A 15423-nucleotide genomic window follows, 5' to 3' on the forward strand; every position below is an offset into this window, starting at 1 on the left:
GGTTCCCATCGTGCTTGCCCTCCGATGTCAGTCGCGTTCGACGGGCATCCAGATGTCGCACGTGGCGGTACTGAAGTCATCGGCGCGGTCGAGCACCGACACGATCGACGGTCCGGGGCGGAGCCGCCACGGGTTGGCCGGGAACCAGTCGGTCGCGGTCGCGGCGAACCCGTCCTGCAGCGCCTTCGGGTGCTCCCCCGACGTGCGGAACACCGCCCAGTGCCCCGCGTCCACCTCGATGGCGTCGAGGTCGTCGGGAACGGGCGTACCGTCGTCGACGGCGACCCCGTGCAGGTAGGTCAGCTCGCTTCCCTCGGTGTAGTCGGGGTCGAGGTCGCCGCTCACCTGCAACAGTCCCGCCGGTTCGGTGTTGCTCAGCTGCTTGAGGCGGTTGTGCTCGCCGGCGGGCAGCGACTCGATGTGAGCCTGGATGTGCGGGTTCACGCCCTCGTGGATCAGCGGTACGCGCGCGGCGTGTCCTACGAGGCGGAATCCGGGGCGTTCGACGATGCGTGCGTCCATGGGCGCGTTCCCTTCGACGGTCAGGCGGAACCTGAGTTGCGATTGACTGCGAAGGGGGCCGCCGTGGCGTCGAACGTCGGCCGGACCGGCGCCGTGGACGGCACGGAACGCCCGGCCGAAGGCCTCCGTCGACCCGTAGCCGTAGCGGACGGCGATCGTCAGCAGGTCCTCACCACCGATCACGTCGGCCGCGGCGACGGTCAGCCGCCGACGCCGGATGTACTCCGACACCGGCATCCCCGCCAGCGAGGAGAACATGCGGCGCAGGTGGTACTCGGTGGTGCCGGCGCGACCCGCGAACGCGACGACGTCGAACTCCTCGCGGAGGCTGTCCTCCACGGCGGAGACGAGGCGATTCAGAATCTCGATCACGACTGCTCCCTTCGCGATCGATTCTTGCGACGCTCGGCTACTGCCCGCCCGATCTTTCCTGCCCGATCCTGTCGTCGCGACCCGCGCGCACCGCGGAATGCGTCCGCGGACGTTCGCCGCCCACACGACCCGCCCCTGATCGAGGCGCACCGCCCTGTCTGAGGTGCCGGGGACCGCCCGTCAGCACAGTGCGAGGAAGTCGCGCAGCCACCGATCCACGTCGCGCATGGTTGCGGCATCCACCACGCCGATCGCTTCGGAAAGCCGTTCCCGCGTCACGGTCCGCGGCTGCTCGGTCATGGCGAACGTCGGGTTCTCCAGCCCGAGATTCGCGCCCCGCAGTTCGACATGGTTGGGCCATCCCCGGTTCGTCGTGGTCGCAGGGACCACGATCGCGAGAGTGTCGGCCTGGTCCAGGTAGAGATCACTGGCGACGATCAATGCCGGCCGTCGGCCTGCCTGCTCCCGCCCTCGTACAAGGTCGAGCTGGGCCCAGACGACGGACCCGCGCCGCAGATCAGTCGCCATGCCGGTCGTCGCCGAGGGTCACGTCCCACGAGCGGAACTCGTCCCAGTAGTCGTCGCCCGCGCCCTGGAACGCGCGTCCGAAAGCCTCCATCCGCTGCCGGTACTCGTAGGCGTCGAGCAGCCCCTCGATGAAGCCGGCCGCAGTGACACCCCGCTCCTGCGCGTCGCGGTTGATCCGATCACGCAGCTCGGCGGGAACCTTGATGGTGGTCATGGACATGCCGTAAGGATACCAATCGGTATACGTTTATGGGTACCCGTGGGACATATCGCACCGTTCCACGCCTCGCGTCGTTCCGTGCAGGGTGTTGACCTCGCGCGGTCCCGTGGGCACGCCGCAGAGGAGCCGGCCGGCGCGGGCATCGAGGAACCGCTCGTCCCGAACCGGTTTCGTCGGTGTCGCGAACTAGGGTCCCGGCATGGACATCCACATCGCGGACGAACGCACCCAGCTCGAGGCGCGACTCAACGAGCAGCGTGAGCAGATCCTCGGCATCCTGGCGGACCTGGACGAACAGGAGGCGCGGGAACGGCTGGTGCCGTCGCTGACCACGCCCCTCAGCCTGGTGAAGCACGCCGTGTTCGTCGAGAAGGTCTGGTTCCACTGTCGCGTGGCAGGAGTGTCCCGTGCCGAGCTCGGACTGCCCGACAGCATCGACGAGAGTTTCGTCCTCACGCCGGCCGACACGATCGAGTCCGTCCGGCGCTCGTTCGTCGACGCGTGTGCGCATTCCCGCGCCGTGGCGGCCGAGCGCGGTCTCGACGAACAGTTCCCGTGGCGCCGCGGCCCCGTGGACCTGCGCTTCATCTACGGGCACATGATCGCCGAGTTCGCCCGCCACGCGGGCCACGGCGACATCCTCGTCGAACAGCTCCGAGCACGGCGGAACACGTGAGCGGCCACGGCACCAGCGGACGACGTCGGCGCGGCGGCCACCGACCGGCCGATGACATGACGAAGGAGGACGCGTGAGCGCCCCGCCGCGAACCGACACCAGTGCGTTCACCGGGCTGAGCGCGTTCCCGCTCACCCCGCTGCAGGACGACGCCGTCGGCGAGGCGGCGTTCGGCACTCTGGTCGCGCGGCTGGCCGACGCCGGGGTCGATTCGATCACCGCGCTCGGCTCGACCGGGTCCTACGCCTACCTGAGCCGCGACGAACGTGCCCGGGTGGCCCGGCTGGCCGTCGAGCACGCCGGCGGCGTTCCGGTGATCGTCGGCGTCGGCGCTCTGCGGACCTCCCACGTCCTCGCGCACGTCGACGACGCGGAAGCCGCCGGAGCGGCCGGAGTCCTGCTCGCCCCGATGACGTACCAGCCGCTGACCGACGACGACGTGTTCGAGCTCTTCCGCACGGTCACCGACCACACCGAGCTGCCGGTCGTCGTCTACGACAACCCCGGCACGACCCGGTTCACGTTCACGACCGAGCTCTACGCGCGCATCGCGCGGCTCCCCGGTGTCGCGTCGATCAAGATTCCCGGCGTTCCGGGAGATCCGGAGCGAGCCCGCGACCACGTCGCTGCGATCCGGGCCGCCGCGGGCGAGCACGTCACGATCGGAGTCTCGGGAGATCCGTTCGCGGCGACCGGGCTGAACGCGGGGTGCGACGCCTGGTACTCGGTCGTCGGCGGCACACTGCCGTCACCGGCGCTGGCGATCACCCGTGCCGCACGGGAGGGACGCGCCGCCGACGCCGTCGCCGAATCCGCACGGCTCGGTCCACTGTGGAATCTGTTCGCGGAGTTCGGCAGTCTGCGCGTGGTCGCCGCGATCGCCGAGTATCTCGGCCTCGCCCCACGCAGCTGTCTGCCGCTGCCGTTGCAGGGTCTCACCCGTCCGCAACGGGCAGCGGTAATCGAGGTGGTCGACGAACTCGGCCTCGGGCGGTAGCCGGACGAGCATGTCGCGGTGCCGCTCGCCCTCCACTGTCGGCCGACGCCCGCTCAGCGTGGCCGATAGTGCAGATACGCGGTGCCGTTGCCGAAGATGCGGTGTTCGACGAGGCGCAGGTCGAGCTGCACGTCGTCGGGCAGCGCGCGGAGTCCCCCACCGACCGCACGGGGAACCACGAAGAACCGGAAGTCCCGCACCATGCCGGCGCGGATGGCCGCGCTCGCCGTCGTCGGCCCGAAGATCTCGACCTGGCCCGCGGCATCGGCGACGATCTTCTCCAGCTCGGTGAGCCGAAGTTCGGGCACGAGTCGGACCCGGTCGGAGGCGAGGTCGCCGCGGGTCAACGTCGAGGATGCCACCACGTGGTCGATGCGGGACCACCGCCGTGCGAATTCGTGCTCGAGCGCGCTCCACGAGTCGTCCTGCGGAGGAGAATCCCAGTACCGCATCAGCAGATACGTGTTGCGACCCAGCACTTCGGTGGACACCGCGGCCATCCGGTCCACATGGAACTCGAACACCTCGCCGCTCGGCGCCGACCACTGGAAGTTGCCGTCCGCATCGGCGGCATAGCCGTCGAGCGACACGGTGGCCGTGTAGCTGAGCGTTCCCACCACGTCATCACCCCCACGACCGACCGGGGGTCGCAATCGGTTCACAGCGAACGTAGAGCGTGCGGTACCCGGGCCGCAACCGGTGCGCTCCAGAGATACCGGGCGGCTTTCTGTCCGGACCCGAGGACAGCGTGCGGCCGCGTGGTCTGTATCTGTTGTGCCCGCAGGATCCGATGGGAGAACGACGTGCCCCGAGAAAACCACCCCGACGACCCGATCGCCGACGAAATCCAGGAGAATCAGGACTCCCTCCTCGACACCGTCGGCCTGCTCGCGGAGATGCCCTGGCCGCACGCCGACGACGAGGACGAGGCCCAGCAGGACTGGCAGCTCGGGGCCTTTTCGGGGATCACCGCGTGGGGCATCCTGCGGCTCCTCCCGTTGACCGGCTGGTCGCCGCCCCGGCCCGTGAGCGAACGCGAACCGCTGACCGAGGCGATGGACCACCGGTGGGGCACGCGGCGGCCACTCGAGCTCGACTCGTTCCCCGACTACGATCCCGATACCGCCAAGCTCGACGTGCGTTCGCTCCTCAAGCTGCTCGCCCAGTACGCGGGTGGCAATCAGGCGCTGTGGTGGCAGGCGACCAACCGGCGCATCGTCGTCGCAGTGTTCGATCGCCGAGAACAACGGCTCCTTCGACGCCGCTCGGTGGAACAACTCGTCGGCATCATCGTCGCGCCGACCGAGATCCTCGACCCGCTCTCGGTGAACGACACCGACGAAGCCCATGCAGGCGACTCACTCGGCCCGCTGATGCAGGCGATCGTCGGCGTACTCGACGAGCCCCGGGACGGACGCGACGCTCCTGCACCCGCCGGGTGGGAGTCCTTGGCTCTCGTCGTCGGGCTGAGCGAGGACGGTTCGTGCAGCGAGTCGTACGGCTACGTCTACGGCCCCGGTACGGCGATCACGGCGATCTCCGTGCGGTCACGACTGATCGAACCGGAACTCGATGCGTTTCTCGCCGACCGCTGTCCGAATGAGCAGCCCCGGCCGGTGAAGGCGCTCTTCCAGCTGCGAATCACCGACGGCAGCTACGACGTCGTCCTCGAGTACGACGACCACATGCGTTGGAACGTGTCACCCGGAAGAGTCGAACAGGTCCAGGAGGAGCTGCGACCCGCGTTCGACTGATAGGAAAGCCCCGACGAAGACCACTCCGCCGCTGGGGGATCGCGATGACCGAACCGCACCTGGCCGATCTGTTGACCACCCCCGACCGGGACGCGTTCTGGGCCGAGATCGGATCGGCGCCACCGGTCCGGCGCGGACGCTACTTCGACCGGTCGCCGGTCTGGTTGGTCACCGGCTACGACGAGGCGCTCGCCGTGCTCAAGGACCCGGGATCGTTCAGCAACGACATCAACACGCGGAAGGACTCGGTGGACGTGCTGGCCACCGCCGGACTGCCCGAGGACGTCGCGCCGTACATGTCGGAAACCCTCGGTGCCTACGATCCGCCGGACCACGCGCGGCTGCGGCGCCTGGTGTCGCGGGCGTTCACGGTGCGGCGGGTGGAGTCGCTGCGGCCCCGGATCCAGACCATGATCGACGAGCTGGTCGACGATTTCCCGGACGAACCGTTCGATGTCGTCGAGCGGTTCGCCCATCCCCTGCCGGTCCGGGTGATCTGCGAACTGCTGGGTGTGCCCGGCGAGGACACGGAACGCTGGCGGCAGTGGTCGTCCGGGCTGACGGCGCCGGATCCGGGCGCGATGGCCGACAGCGCCCGCGGTCTGGTGACCTACATGTCCGAGCTGATCGAGCGGAAGCGTGCGGCCGGAGACGACGGCCTGCTCAGCGCGCTGATCGAGGTGCGGGACTCCGACGGCGACCGGCTCACCGATCGGGAGCTGATCTCGCTGTCGCTGACGCTGCTGCTGGCCGGTCACGAGACGACGGTGAGCGTGCTGAGCGAGGGGCTGTTGCTCCTGCTGAACCGGCCGGAGGAACAGGAACGCCTGCGCGGCGACCTTAACGCGGTACCGGCCGCGGTCGAGGAGATGCTGCGCGTAGCGGGCCCTGCGGAGATCGCGCCGATGCGTTACGCCAAACACGACGTCGAGCTCGGTGGCGTGACGATTCCCGAGGGCGACCCGGTGCAGATCGTCTACACGACGGCGAATCGCGACCCGCGGCGATTCGACGCGGCCGACAGCACCGTGCTCGACCGGCAGGACAATCCCCACCTCGCGTTCGGCAACGGAATCCACTACTGCCTGGGTGCTTCGCTGGCCCGCACGGAGGCCGACCTGGCCTTCCGCACCCTGCTGACCCGGTTCGACGCCCTCGGCCTCGCCACCACCGGCGACGAGATCCGCTGGCAACCCGGAACGGCCCGCAGACTCGCCGCTCTCCCGGTGCGGGCAACCAGGGCCCCGGCCCGCCACGACTGACCCGGGCCACGACCCCGAAGCACACCGTCGACAACCCGCGCGCTGACACCAGCCGAGCGGACCGGGCGGCCGTCGTTTCCCCGGGCCGAGCCGACAGGGCCGGTACCTCACCGGGACCAAGCAGATGCAGCAACAGCGCGGCCGGCCGACGATACGCTGGCCGCTCCCTCGAACAGCTCAGGTCACGAACACCAACTGAGCCGCTCCTCTCGCTCGAGAACCGTAACATGTAGAGCGCTCCACATGTTACGGTCGCGAAGTGACCCTGCTGAGCTTCACGGTGCACAACCACCAAAGCATCCGCGACGAGATCACGGTCGATCTCACGCGCCCGTCGCTGCGGACCCTCCGGCCGCAGGACGACGACTGGACGGCCGTGACGTACCCGATCGCGGGTGTCTTCGGCGGCAACGCGACCGGCAAGTCCGCTGTGCTGGACGCACTCCGCTACGCCTTCACGGCGATCAGGCTGTCCGCGACGACCTGGCAGGCATCGAAATCCATGCAGCGGGCGCCGTTCCTGCTCGACGGGACCGCGCGTACCTCGTCGAGCACCTACGAGCTCGACTTCGTCCACGAGGGACGCCGGCATCTGTACGGCTTCGAGGTCGACCAGGACGGGATCAAGCGCGAGTGGCTGCGCGATGTTCCCAGCTCGCGCTGGCGCACGCTGCTGGACCGCGACCGGGATGCGGGCAGACTGAAGTTCCACCAGAGCCTGCGCGCGAAGATCGAGGTGACAGGGCGTGAGCTCGTGCTCAGCCGGGCCCTGTTGCTGCACGACTCGCTCTTGAACCCGGTGGCTCGAGGGCTGGCCTCCGACTTCGACTGCGTGCTGGTGAAAGACTCCCACCGCGAGGCGCGCCTGGCGGGAATCGCGGACGCGCTGGCGGAAGGCGCAATCACCTTCGGCGACCTCGAAGCGCTGCTCCAGGTCGCCGACACCGGTGTCGCGACGGTCAGCATCGAGGAAGCCAACATCCCCGACAACGTGCGGCGTGCGCTCCATCGGCTCCGGCGCGAGCTGCGCGAGGACGAGGACAAGCCCAGCGAACCCGCCGACGAGGACGTCGAGTCCGGCGAACTCGACGACGACCAGCTCGCCCAGGTGGTACGGCATCTGGTCTTCACCCACCACGGCACCGCAGACGAGTGTCCCCAGTTCTCCATTCAGGACGAGAGCGACGGGACGATCGCCTGGCTCGCCATCGCAGTGCCCGCACTGGAGGCACTGCGCAGGGGCGGGTTGCTCCTTGTCGACGAGATCGACGCGAGCCTGCATCCCCACCTGCTCGAAGTCCTACTGGGAGCGTTCGCAGATCCGCTGGTCAACACTCGGCAGGCGCAGCTCCTCTTCACGAGCCACGAGTCCTACGTCCTCTCACCGCTGAGCGAGGTGACGTTGGAACCCGAACAGGTGTGGCTCACCGACAAGACCTACGAGGGCGTCACCGAGCTGACCTGCCTCGCCGACTTCCCGAAACATCCCGACGCGAACGTGGCGCGGCGCTATCTCACCGGCCGGTACGGCGGGACCCCGCGACTCTCGCCGAGCACTCTGGCGGCACTCGTCGACTCCGAGGAACACTGAGGGTGGCGGCGCGCAGGCGGGGTCGGCCAACCAGCAGGCCCAGGAAGCAATTCACCCGACGCATCCTCGTGGTCACCGAGGGATTGCAGACCGAACCCCAGTATGTCGAGGGTTTGGATCGCTATTTGCGCAGCACTGGCGCGACTGCGGTCGTGAAATCGGTCGCCGTGGGCAAAGACCCGATGAAGGTTGTCCGGAAGTGCATCGATATCCGAGACGATGCGGCAAACGTTGGGAAGGGCTACGACGTCTGCGTCTGCCTGGTCGATGTCGACGAGCACGAAGCGTTGCCGGCAGCCTGCCAACTCGCCTCCCGCGAGTCGATCCTGGTGCTGGTTTCGAACCTCAAGTTCGAAACATGGCTGCGCTGGCACGCGGAGGACAAGCGCTCCGCGCTGAGTACCACGCAGCTGGACGGTCTCATCGCGAAGCTGGGACTGGTCACGAGGAAGATGCTCGCCGGGAACTTCCCGTTCCACGCCGTACACGAGGCATGTGAGATCGCTCGGCGGGCGGACCCAGATCTCGGGCCGGGAAGAATCGGCCCCGATCCTTCCTCTGCGATGCCGGTTCTCGTGGACCTCATGTCGGGGCGACGCCACGAGTGACCACGATCCCGATCGCTCGGCTCCGCTACACGCGAACGACAGGCCGGTGGAGTCTCTACTGGCGCGATCGTCGCATGAATTTCCACGAGTACAAGCGCAACCGCCCGACGAAGAACGTCCGAGTTCGGCTCGATTACCTCGACAGCCATGAGGACCCGATCTTCTGGGGAAGGACCTCGGGGCTTGTCCCGTTGCCGAGAAAAGCGAAGGTAGCGGACGGCCGTAGCCGTATACGATCTCGCCATGCGGATCCGGCCCACGGCTCTTGACGATGCGGAGGTGCTGACCGACCTGCATCTCGACGTGTGGGATGAGGCGTACACCGGGCTCATCGACGCCGACATCCTTGCCGAGCGGCGTATCAACCGAGAGGAACGCGTCGAGAACTGGCGGAGGATCCTCACAGGCCGCACGAGAACCGAGCTCGTCGCGGAGGACGACGTCGGGCGGCTGATCGGCTTCACCAGTGTCGGCCCCGCCCGGGACGAGCCCGCTCCGGGCTTGCCGAAGCGTGAGGTGATGGCGCTCTACGTGCGAGCCGAGTGCTACGGGACCGGAGTCGGTTACGCACTCCTCGACTCGGCGATCGGCGATGCCCCGGCCTACCTCTGGGTCCTCGACGGCAACCGTCGAGCCGTCGAATTCTACGAACGGCAAGGCTTCCGCTTCGATGGCACCTGTAAGACCGAGCCAGTAGGCGTTGAGCGGCGCATGATCCGCGGGTAGTTCACGTCGGTAGCGAGACGAGCTCTGCGCGATGTCGCTTCACACATTGAACCGGAGCTGCACGACGTCGCCACGAGCAGCAACCTCTCAGGGCGGCCCCAGCACGCGCTTCAGCAGCCCCATCGAGCGTGAGCGTCTCGAGCACGACGAGCAGCTGCCGTTCCTCGTATCGGAAGTGGCTCCCCACGATCGCCGCGATCCCTTCGAGGTGCCTGGCCAGCGAGTACTGGAACTCGACCGAGTTCCGCACCGACGACCCTCGCCACTTCGCGATGGGGTCACGAAACGCCAAGCTGCCGCGACGGCCGGTAAGACTGCCTACGATCAGGTGGAGACGAGAACCGCAGCGGAGGTCCACGTGCGCACCGTACTCGCGGCCGGGGCCCGGCACTCGGTGCTACGTCGTGACGACGGGACCGTGGTGGCCACGGGCAACAATCAAGCCGGCGAGTGTGACGTCCTGCATTGGTCCGACGTCATCGCCGTAGCCGCCGGCAGTGTCCACACGGCCCGCAATACCGGCAAGTCTCACACCGTGGGGCTCCGAGCCGACGGGACCGCGCTCGCTACCGGCTGGAGTGACGCGGGGCAGACCGCCGTCACGCAGTGGCGCGAGATCACGGCAATAGCCGCCGGTTGGAGGACAACCGTGGGCCTTCGTGCCGACGGGACGGTCGTAGCCACCGGTCGCACCGCGGAAGGACAGTGTGACGTGCAGTCGTGGAGCGAGATCGTCGCGATCGCGTGCGGCGACTGGCACACGGTCGCCGTTCGACGCGGCGGCACAACCCTCGCAACGGGCAACAACCGGCGAGGACAAACCGACGTCGCCCGGTGGAGATACGTGTCCGGCGTCTCCGCCGGCTACCTGCACACCGTCGGCCTACGTGAGGACGGCACCGTCGTCGCTGTCGGCGATGGCAGCAGGGGCCAGTGTGACGTGTCGGCGTGGAGGGGCATCACCTCCGTGGCAGCCGGCTCCATCCACACCCTCGCACTGAGCCGGGACGGAACCGTCTACGCAAGGGGCGACAACCAGTTCGGCCAGTGCGATGTCCAGTCATGGACCGACATCACGGCGATCGCAGCCGGTGCGAAGCACTCGCTCGGGCTGCGCGCCGACGGAACAGTCGTGGCCGCGGGCGACCACGACGATCAGCAGTGCAACGTCGACGCCTGGGCGACTCGGCCACAGAGGAACTGAAGTCCAGCACGTCTGGCAGTCCAATGGGACCTGCGCCATCAGGTCGTCGCACGACGCGACGTCCGACTTTCAGCGCAGCGCGAGCATCTCCACCGGTTGGCCCGTGATCTCGGCGATCAGTTCGAAGTTCTTGTCCACGGCCAATACCGTCAGACCGGCCTTCCCGATATCACTCGAGCATCCACCCGACGTCACGTGCGACGTCGCACGTGAGCCGCGCAGGCGGCGACGATCGCACCCGCAGCGTCGATCGCCTCTGCGACATCCTGAGCGGTCGCCGTCGGACGATCGAGATCCGGATACTCGGTCGCATTGCGCACCTGCCGCATCCAATCGAACTCGTCGAGCGACGGATCGTCGACGAACACTGCCGCGGCGGTTCCCGTGTTCCGGTGAGCACCGCCCACCAGCCGCACACGCAGACCCTCGATCGCGAGCACGGCGGTGAGCGCCTTCCGCGCGCCGTCATACACGGCGGTGAACGCCATCCCCTGGTCGTCGGTCTCGGCGAGCATCCTCGCGGTGGTGAGGTGACGTTCCGCCGTCTGCACGACGGCGAGCGCATGCTCGACATTCGGATCCACGCGCTCGAGGCGACGGTTCGCCACCATCTGCTCGACCACGTCAGACATGCACGTCACCGGTCAGCACATCACCGGTCAGCACGTCGACGATCGGGCGCGACCTGATCGTCGAGACGAACGGCGACGGCTCGTCGGCTTCCCAATCGTCGTGTCCGAGCCGGGTCGCGTTCACGGGAAGGTCGAGTCGTTCACCCGCCTCGGTCGCGATCGCCGACAAGGTCCGGCGAGGCACGGAGCCGACGACGAGCAGATCGATATCGTTCGGAAACGCCCCACTCTCCCCTGCGCGGCGCGCGGCCCACGAACCGTAGATGAACACATGGTCCGTACCGTCGACGCCGTCGAACAGTTCACGCAGCACCGGGACGGGACCGTACGTCGCCGCGATCAGGTCACGCATGAGGGCGAACAACGGATGCTCCTCGTTCGCGCGCACGAGCCGGTTCCGCCCCTCGTGCCGATCGCGCAGCACATCGCTCTCCAGCAACCGGCCGACCTCGCGGTGGACGACAGGGCCGCTCACCCCCGTGCGACGCCCCAGCTCGGACAGCGAGAACTCGCGGTCGGGATGCCCCAGCAGCTCCGCGAGGATCGCCCCGACAGCATCGGACCGCACGAACGGCGTCAACTGCGACGGAGGAGTCTTCACAAAACGTAAAGATATCTTCCGGATATAGGAAACGTCAACGGTTCCGGTTCACACGTTCAACCGGAACTCGACCGCGTTCCGGCACAGACCGACGTCTGGCAATCGTCGGCACTCCGGATCAGTCAGAGCCACGGGAGGGCTGTCACGACGACGACTGCCCGTGGCCTGCGCGCGGATCGATCACATCGAGCCCGGGGTAGTTCTCGAAGTCCTTGATGTTCAGCGTGGCCAGCTGCGCGTTCGAGGTCACCGTCGAGGCAGCTATGTAGGCGTCGTTCGCCGACATCGTCAGCCCCTGCGCCTGCAACTGCGCAACGCTCGCGGCGTAGTGCTGGGCCGCCTCAGCTGTGAACGGGATGGTTCGTTGCCGGTAGGCCTCGCGAACGCTGTCGGCGTGCCGACGCAGCTCGACTTTCCGGCGCCCCTCATCGAGGAGCTCGACCCCCAGATGGATCTCACCAAGGACGACCGTGGTGATCAGGGTGCGGTGACTGACCCGGCGAAGGTAGGCGACGACCTCGGGGTCGGGCCGGGACCTGGCGAGCTCCGAGACGACATCGGTATCCAGGACGATCGGCTGCTCGCCCTGAGTCACTGGAAGTCCGCGTGCTCGTGCTCGAGCTGGTCGGGCACCTCGACCGGCTCAGCACCCCCGCCGCCCATATCGGCCAGGACGCGACCCACCGGGTCGTCGACGTCGGTGCTGCGCGCCGCGCTGAGGATGGCGCGAACTTCGGCCTCCATGGAGCGGTTGTGCCCGACGAGCCAGAGGATCACAGGTCAACGCCTGGGCGACTCGGCCACAGATGAACTGAAGTTCAGCGCGTCTGCCAGTCCGTTCGTCGGTCACACATTGAACCGGAACTCGACCGAGTTCCGCACGCTCGTCGAGCGCAGCAGCCGGTCCACGATCCTGGTCCACCTGCCCAGGCTGGAGGGCTGGGGAGAGGTGTCACCGGTGAAGAACGGTCCGTCGCTCGGCGGCTACGGCGCCGTCGCGATGAACGCCGCGCTGAGCGCGTCGATGACGAAGCTGCCCGAGCAGTTGCGCAAGACCCTGACCTGGGACCGTGGAAAAGAGCTGTCCGGACATGCCCAGTTCGCGCTCGAGACCGGGACGAAGGTGTTCTTCGCCGATCCGCACTCGCCGTGGCAGCGACCGACGAACGAGAACACCAACGGGCTGCTGCGTCAGTACTTCCCGAAGGGCACGGATCTATCCCGCTGGCCGGCCGAGGAACTCGAAGCCGTCGCCCTCAAACACGGCCGCGCGCCGACGCACCCGCATGCCCGCGTGCGATTTTCCGGCGACAGAGGCCACGGTCTCAAGGCCGATGTGCTCGTTGCCGAAGTACCGGTAGCGGACCAGGTCGATGCTGCGCTGGTGCTCGCGCACGGCGTGCGCGTCGTAGCGGGTGAAGTCGCCGGCAACACAGATCAGGCGGGGGGCGCTCCACAGGACCTGGGCCGCAGCTAGAGCCCCGAGCCTGTCTCGGACCAGGGCATCGAAGGCGCTCCGGTGCGCGGTCAGCCAGGCCATGTAGTACAGGCCCTGGTTGATCACGCCGGCATCCGTGCCGCGCTTGTACTCGATATTACCGACCGCAGGAGCCCGGATACCGGCTCTGAACTGCGACGATTCATAGACTACATGTCCGTGACGCTGAGTGCGCCGGTCGGTGTCGTTCATTGGGTCGGGCACTAAAAAATTCTGAATTTGAGCAGGCGGGCACCGTGGTCGCCGTAGCCTTCGGGTCGGACGTTCAGGGTCAGCGGGGCCGTGGGGCGAGTTCGAGGGCGGTGAGCCAGCGGTCGAGTGCGTCGACGGCGTCCTCGTCGACCGCGCCGCTGATCCATGCCTGCGCCCGTTCCCAGGCGGGCTGGGCGTCCGCCAGCGCCTGGTGGCCGGCGTCGGTCACGACGACACGGGTCGTTCGCCCGGTCGCCGAGGTCTCTGCGGCACGGACGTAACCGAGTTGGGCGAGCAGGTCGAGGTTCCGGCTGATCGTGGAGCGTTCGATGCCGAGCCAGCCGGCGATCTCCGACGGGCGGACGGGCTCGCCGGAGACGGCCATCTCGGAGAGCACTTCGACCTGCGCCAGAGTGAGTCCCGACTCCCGCAACTCCGCCTCGAAGCGCCGCGAGACGAGCCGTTGCAACCGCGCGATGCGCCTGCCGAGACACCGGTCAGCCATCCACAGAGCCCGCCGCCGCAGCTCTTCCGATCCCTGGTGTTGCATATGCACCTCCTCGTATGTAGTGTAGCCGACACGCTCACTGTTGCAGATACACCACATGGAGGAATCGTGTCGGACTTCGACGAGTTCTTGAAGCGCAACCAGGCTTTCGCGGCGAACGTCGACCTCGCCCGGCTGGCGATGCCGGAATCGATGCCGGAGCGGCTGCCGCTGGTACTGGTCTGTGCCGATCCGCGAGTCGAGCCGGCGGGCTTCCTCGGGCTCGGACCCGGGGAAGCGGGAGTGCTGCGGAACACGGGCGGACGGGTAGACGGCCGGGTGACCGAGGACATCGCATATCTGGCGGTGCGGCTCGGGGTCAGGATGGACGTCGCGATCGTGCATCACACGCAGTGCGGCACCGGTCTGCTCGCCGACCCGGCGTTCCGCCACTCCTTCGCAGAGCGCACCGGAGGCGACGACACCGTGCTCGCCGAGCGTGCGGTCACGGACCCGGCCGCGACCGTGCAGCGCGACGTCGAGAAGCTCCTCGGCGACCCACTGATGACCAGCGAGGTCCTCGCGTCCGTGTCGGGATACGTGCTGCGGCTGGAGACCGGGCTCGTCGAGACCGTCGTCGAACACGTCGTTGAGACCGCCGCCGAACCCGTTGCGCCGGCCAGCAGGTAGCCGAGCGGGAGGCGAGCGCCGACGGGTCAGTCGAGGATCGTCGCCGCCTGCCAGGCGCCTGGGCGCAGGCCCGTCGCCTTCAGGAAGAAGTTCGTCCGGGAACCTGAGTTCGCTCGCACATCGCGCCGCGGTGACGCGTTCGTGGGCCGGCAGGCGCTTCGCCCCTGCCGGCACGGCTACAGCGGACTGATCTCCGGCCTCGAAGCCGACGGCTTCACCGTCGTCGCTCCGCCGAACCCGCTGCGCGCTCTCGCGTCCGACGCGGCGTCCATCCGGACCCGCGTCGCGGCCGTCGACGGCCCCGTCGTGCTCGTCGGCCACTCCTACGCCGGCGCCGTCATCAGCCACGCCGCCGTCGGCCTCGACAACGTGATCGGGCTGGTCTACCTGGTCGCTTTCGGCCTCGATGTCGGCGAGAGCTGCCTCAGCGCACAGGACGGGTACGCGCCGTCGCTGCTCGCCACCGAGAACGCGCCGACCCCGTACGACGCCCCCGGCGCCCCGGGCGGCCCCGATCTCTACATCAACCCCGGCCGGTTCCGCGAGGTGTTCTACGCCGACTCCTCCGACGAGCTGGCCCGCGCGATGTACGCGACGCAGCGGCCGCTGTCCGCATTCGCGTTCACCGAGGCCGCCACCGTCCGGGGATGGGACCGGAAGCCGACCTGGTACCTCGTCTCCAACGACGACAACGCCATCCCGCCTCAGTTGCAGCGGGACATGGCCGACCGGATGCACGCACACACCGAGGACATCGACGCCTCCCACACGGCCTTCGTCTCACATCCCAAGCGCGTCGCGGACTTCGTCGAGCGCGCCGCCAAGGACTTCACAAAGCGCGTCTGACCCGCCGGGGGGCCGCG

The 15423-nt window shown here is 68.1% G+C and carries 21 protein-coding genes and 1 pseudogene; 12 read left to right on the forward strand and 10 right to left on the reverse strand.

Features of this window, described 5'->3' with window-relative positions; translation table 11 throughout:
• Positions 1-27: 27 nt before the first annotated feature.
• From LY13_RS09220 to LY13_RS09230, 3 genes are all read right to left on the reverse strand, one after another.
• Positions 28-894, reverse strand: a complete 867-nt coding sequence (locus tag LY13_RS09220) for a GyrI-like domain-containing protein (RefSeq protein ID WP_253827904.1) — start codon at positions 892-894, stop codon at positions 28-30.
• 180 nt (positions 895-1074) lie between these two features.
• On the reverse strand, positions 1075-1422 hold the full coding sequence (locus LY13_RS09225) for a type II toxin-antitoxin system PemK/MazF family toxin (protein WP_253827905.1): 348 nt from the start codon (positions 1420-1422) through the stop codon (positions 1075-1077).
• Positions 1412-1642 (reverse strand): ribbon-helix-helix domain-containing protein, encoded by a 231-nt coding sequence (locus LY13_RS09230; RefSeq protein ID WP_253827906.1) that lies wholly within the window; start codon positions 1640-1642, stop codon positions 1412-1414. Before LY13_RS09230 ends, LY13_RS09225 begins: the two co-directional genes overlap by 11 nt.
• Positions 1643-1841: 199 nt before the next feature.
• On the opposite strand from LY13_RS09230, the gene LY13_RS09235 reads away from it, so the two are divergent.
• Positions 1842-2318, forward strand: a complete 477-nt coding sequence (locus tag LY13_RS09235; RefSeq protein ID WP_253827907.1) for a DinB family protein — start codon at positions 1842-1844, stop codon at positions 2316-2318.
• A 73-nt stretch (positions 2319-2391) separates the two neighbouring features.
• Positions 2392-3315, forward strand: a complete 924-nt coding sequence (locus LY13_RS09240; RefSeq protein WP_253827908.1) for a dihydrodipicolinate synthase family protein — start codon at positions 2392-2394, stop codon at positions 3313-3315.
• 53 nt (positions 3316-3368) lie between these two features.
• Here the strand turns inward: LY13_RS09240 and LY13_RS25930 are convergent, their stop codons facing one another.
• A complete protein-coding gene (locus tag LY13_RS25930; protein WP_253827909.1) occupies positions 3369-3935 on the reverse strand; it encodes a dihydrofolate reductase family protein in 567 nt (188 codons plus the stop codon).
• 183 nt (positions 3936-4118) lie between these two features.
• Here LY13_RS25930 and LY13_RS25935 point away from each other — a divergent pair, with 183 nt between their 5' ends.
• From LY13_RS25935 to LY13_RS09275, 7 genes are all read left to right on the forward strand, one after another.
• A complete protein-coding gene (locus LY13_RS25935) occupies positions 4119-5069 on the forward strand; it encodes a hypothetical protein (protein WP_253827910.1) in 951 nt (316 codons plus the stop codon).
• 44 nt (positions 5070-5113) lie between these two features.
• On the forward strand, positions 5114-6331 hold the full coding sequence (locus LY13_RS09255) for a cytochrome P450 family protein (protein WP_253827911.1): 1218 nt from the start codon (positions 5114-5116) through the stop codon (positions 6329-6331).
• A gap of 259 nt (positions 6332-6590) precedes the next feature.
• Positions 6591-7922 (forward strand): AAA family ATPase, encoded by a 1332-nt coding sequence (locus tag LY13_RS09260; protein WP_253827912.1) that lies wholly within the window; start codon positions 6591-6593, stop codon positions 7920-7922.
• Between the two features lie 68 nt (positions 7923-7990).
• Complete coding sequence (locus LY13_RS09265) at positions 7991-8530, forward strand: RloB family protein (protein WP_253827913.1); 540 nt, start codon at positions 7991-7993, stop codon at positions 8528-8530.
• Positions 8527-8799, forward strand: a complete 273-nt coding sequence (locus tag LY13_RS26155; RefSeq protein WP_372493801.1) for a DUF3024 domain-containing protein — start codon at positions 8527-8529, stop codon at positions 8797-8799. Before LY13_RS09265 ends, LY13_RS26155 begins: the two co-directional genes overlap by 4 nt.
• On the forward strand, positions 8774-9256 hold the full coding sequence (locus LY13_RS09270) for a GNAT family N-acetyltransferase (protein ID WP_253827914.1): 483 nt from the start codon (positions 8774-8776) through the stop codon (positions 9254-9256). The genes LY13_RS26155 and LY13_RS09270 overlap by 26 nt, the downstream gene beginning before the upstream one ends.
• A gap of 31 nt (positions 9257-9287) precedes the next feature.
• Entirely contained in the window at positions 9288-10460 is a 1173-nt protein-coding gene (locus LY13_RS09275; RefSeq protein ID WP_253827915.1) for an RCC1 domain-containing protein, read from the forward strand.
• A 69-nt stretch (positions 10461-10529) separates the two neighbouring features.
• Here the strand turns inward: LY13_RS09275 and LY13_RS25640 are convergent, their stop codons facing one another.
• From LY13_RS25640 to LY13_RS09295, 5 genes are all read right to left on the reverse strand, one after another.
• Positions 10530-10655 (reverse strand): PIN domain-containing protein, encoded by a 126-nt coding sequence (locus tag LY13_RS25640; protein ID WP_301298710.1) that lies wholly within the window; start codon positions 10653-10655, stop codon positions 10530-10532.
• Positions 10652-11092, reverse strand: coding sequence for a HEPN domain-containing protein (locus LY13_RS09280; RefSeq protein WP_253827916.1), 441 nt, complete (start codon positions 11090-11092; stop codon positions 10652-10654). The genes LY13_RS25640 and LY13_RS09280 overlap by 4 nt, the downstream gene beginning before the upstream one ends.
• Positions 11085-11693, reverse strand: coding sequence for a winged helix-turn-helix domain-containing protein (locus LY13_RS09285; protein ID WP_253827917.1), 609 nt, complete (start codon positions 11691-11693; stop codon positions 11085-11087). Before LY13_RS09285 ends, LY13_RS09280 begins: the two co-directional genes overlap by 8 nt.
• A gap of 142 nt (positions 11694-11835) precedes the next feature.
• Entirely contained in the window at positions 11836-12288 is a 453-nt protein-coding gene (locus tag LY13_RS09290; protein ID WP_253827918.1) for a PIN domain-containing protein, read from the reverse strand.
• Positions 12285-12437, reverse strand: coding sequence for a hypothetical protein (locus LY13_RS09295; protein WP_253827919.1), 153 nt, complete (start codon positions 12435-12437; stop codon positions 12285-12287). Before LY13_RS09295 ends, LY13_RS09290 begins: the two co-directional genes overlap by 4 nt.
• A 136-nt stretch (positions 12438-12573) precedes the next feature.
• Here LY13_RS09295 and LY13_RS09300 point away from each other — a divergent pair.
• A pseudogene (locus LY13_RS09300) lies at positions 12574-12948 on the forward strand (IS30 family transposase); the annotation flags it as partial.
• 514 nt (positions 12949-13462) lie between these two features.
• On the opposite strand, the gene LY13_RS09305 reads toward LY13_RS09300, so the two are convergent.
• Complete coding sequence (locus LY13_RS09305) at positions 13463-13933, reverse strand: MarR family winged helix-turn-helix transcriptional regulator (protein ID WP_253827920.1); 471 nt, start codon at positions 13931-13933, stop codon at positions 13463-13465.
• A 66-nt stretch (positions 13934-13999) separates the two neighbouring features.
• Between LY13_RS09305 and LY13_RS09310 the strand changes: the two genes are divergently transcribed.
• Together LY13_RS09310 and LY13_RS09315 are read left to right on the forward strand one after the other, a co-directional pair.
• Positions 14000-14560 (forward strand): carbonic anhydrase, encoded by a 561-nt coding sequence (locus LY13_RS09310; RefSeq protein WP_253827921.1) that lies wholly within the window; start codon positions 14000-14002, stop codon positions 14558-14560.
• Positions 14561-14701: 141 nt separating this feature from the next.
• Positions 14702-15406 (forward strand): alpha/beta hydrolase, encoded by a 705-nt coding sequence (locus LY13_RS09315; RefSeq protein WP_253827922.1) that lies wholly within the window; start codon positions 14702-14704, stop codon positions 15404-15406.
• Positions 15407-15423: the final 17 nt, after the last annotated feature.

Origin of the sequence: Prauserella aidingensis (genome assembly GCF_024171865.1) — a bacterium.
Classification (GTDB): Bacteria; Actinomycetota; Actinomycetes; order Mycobacteriales; family Pseudonocardiaceae; genus Prauserella; species Prauserella aidingensis.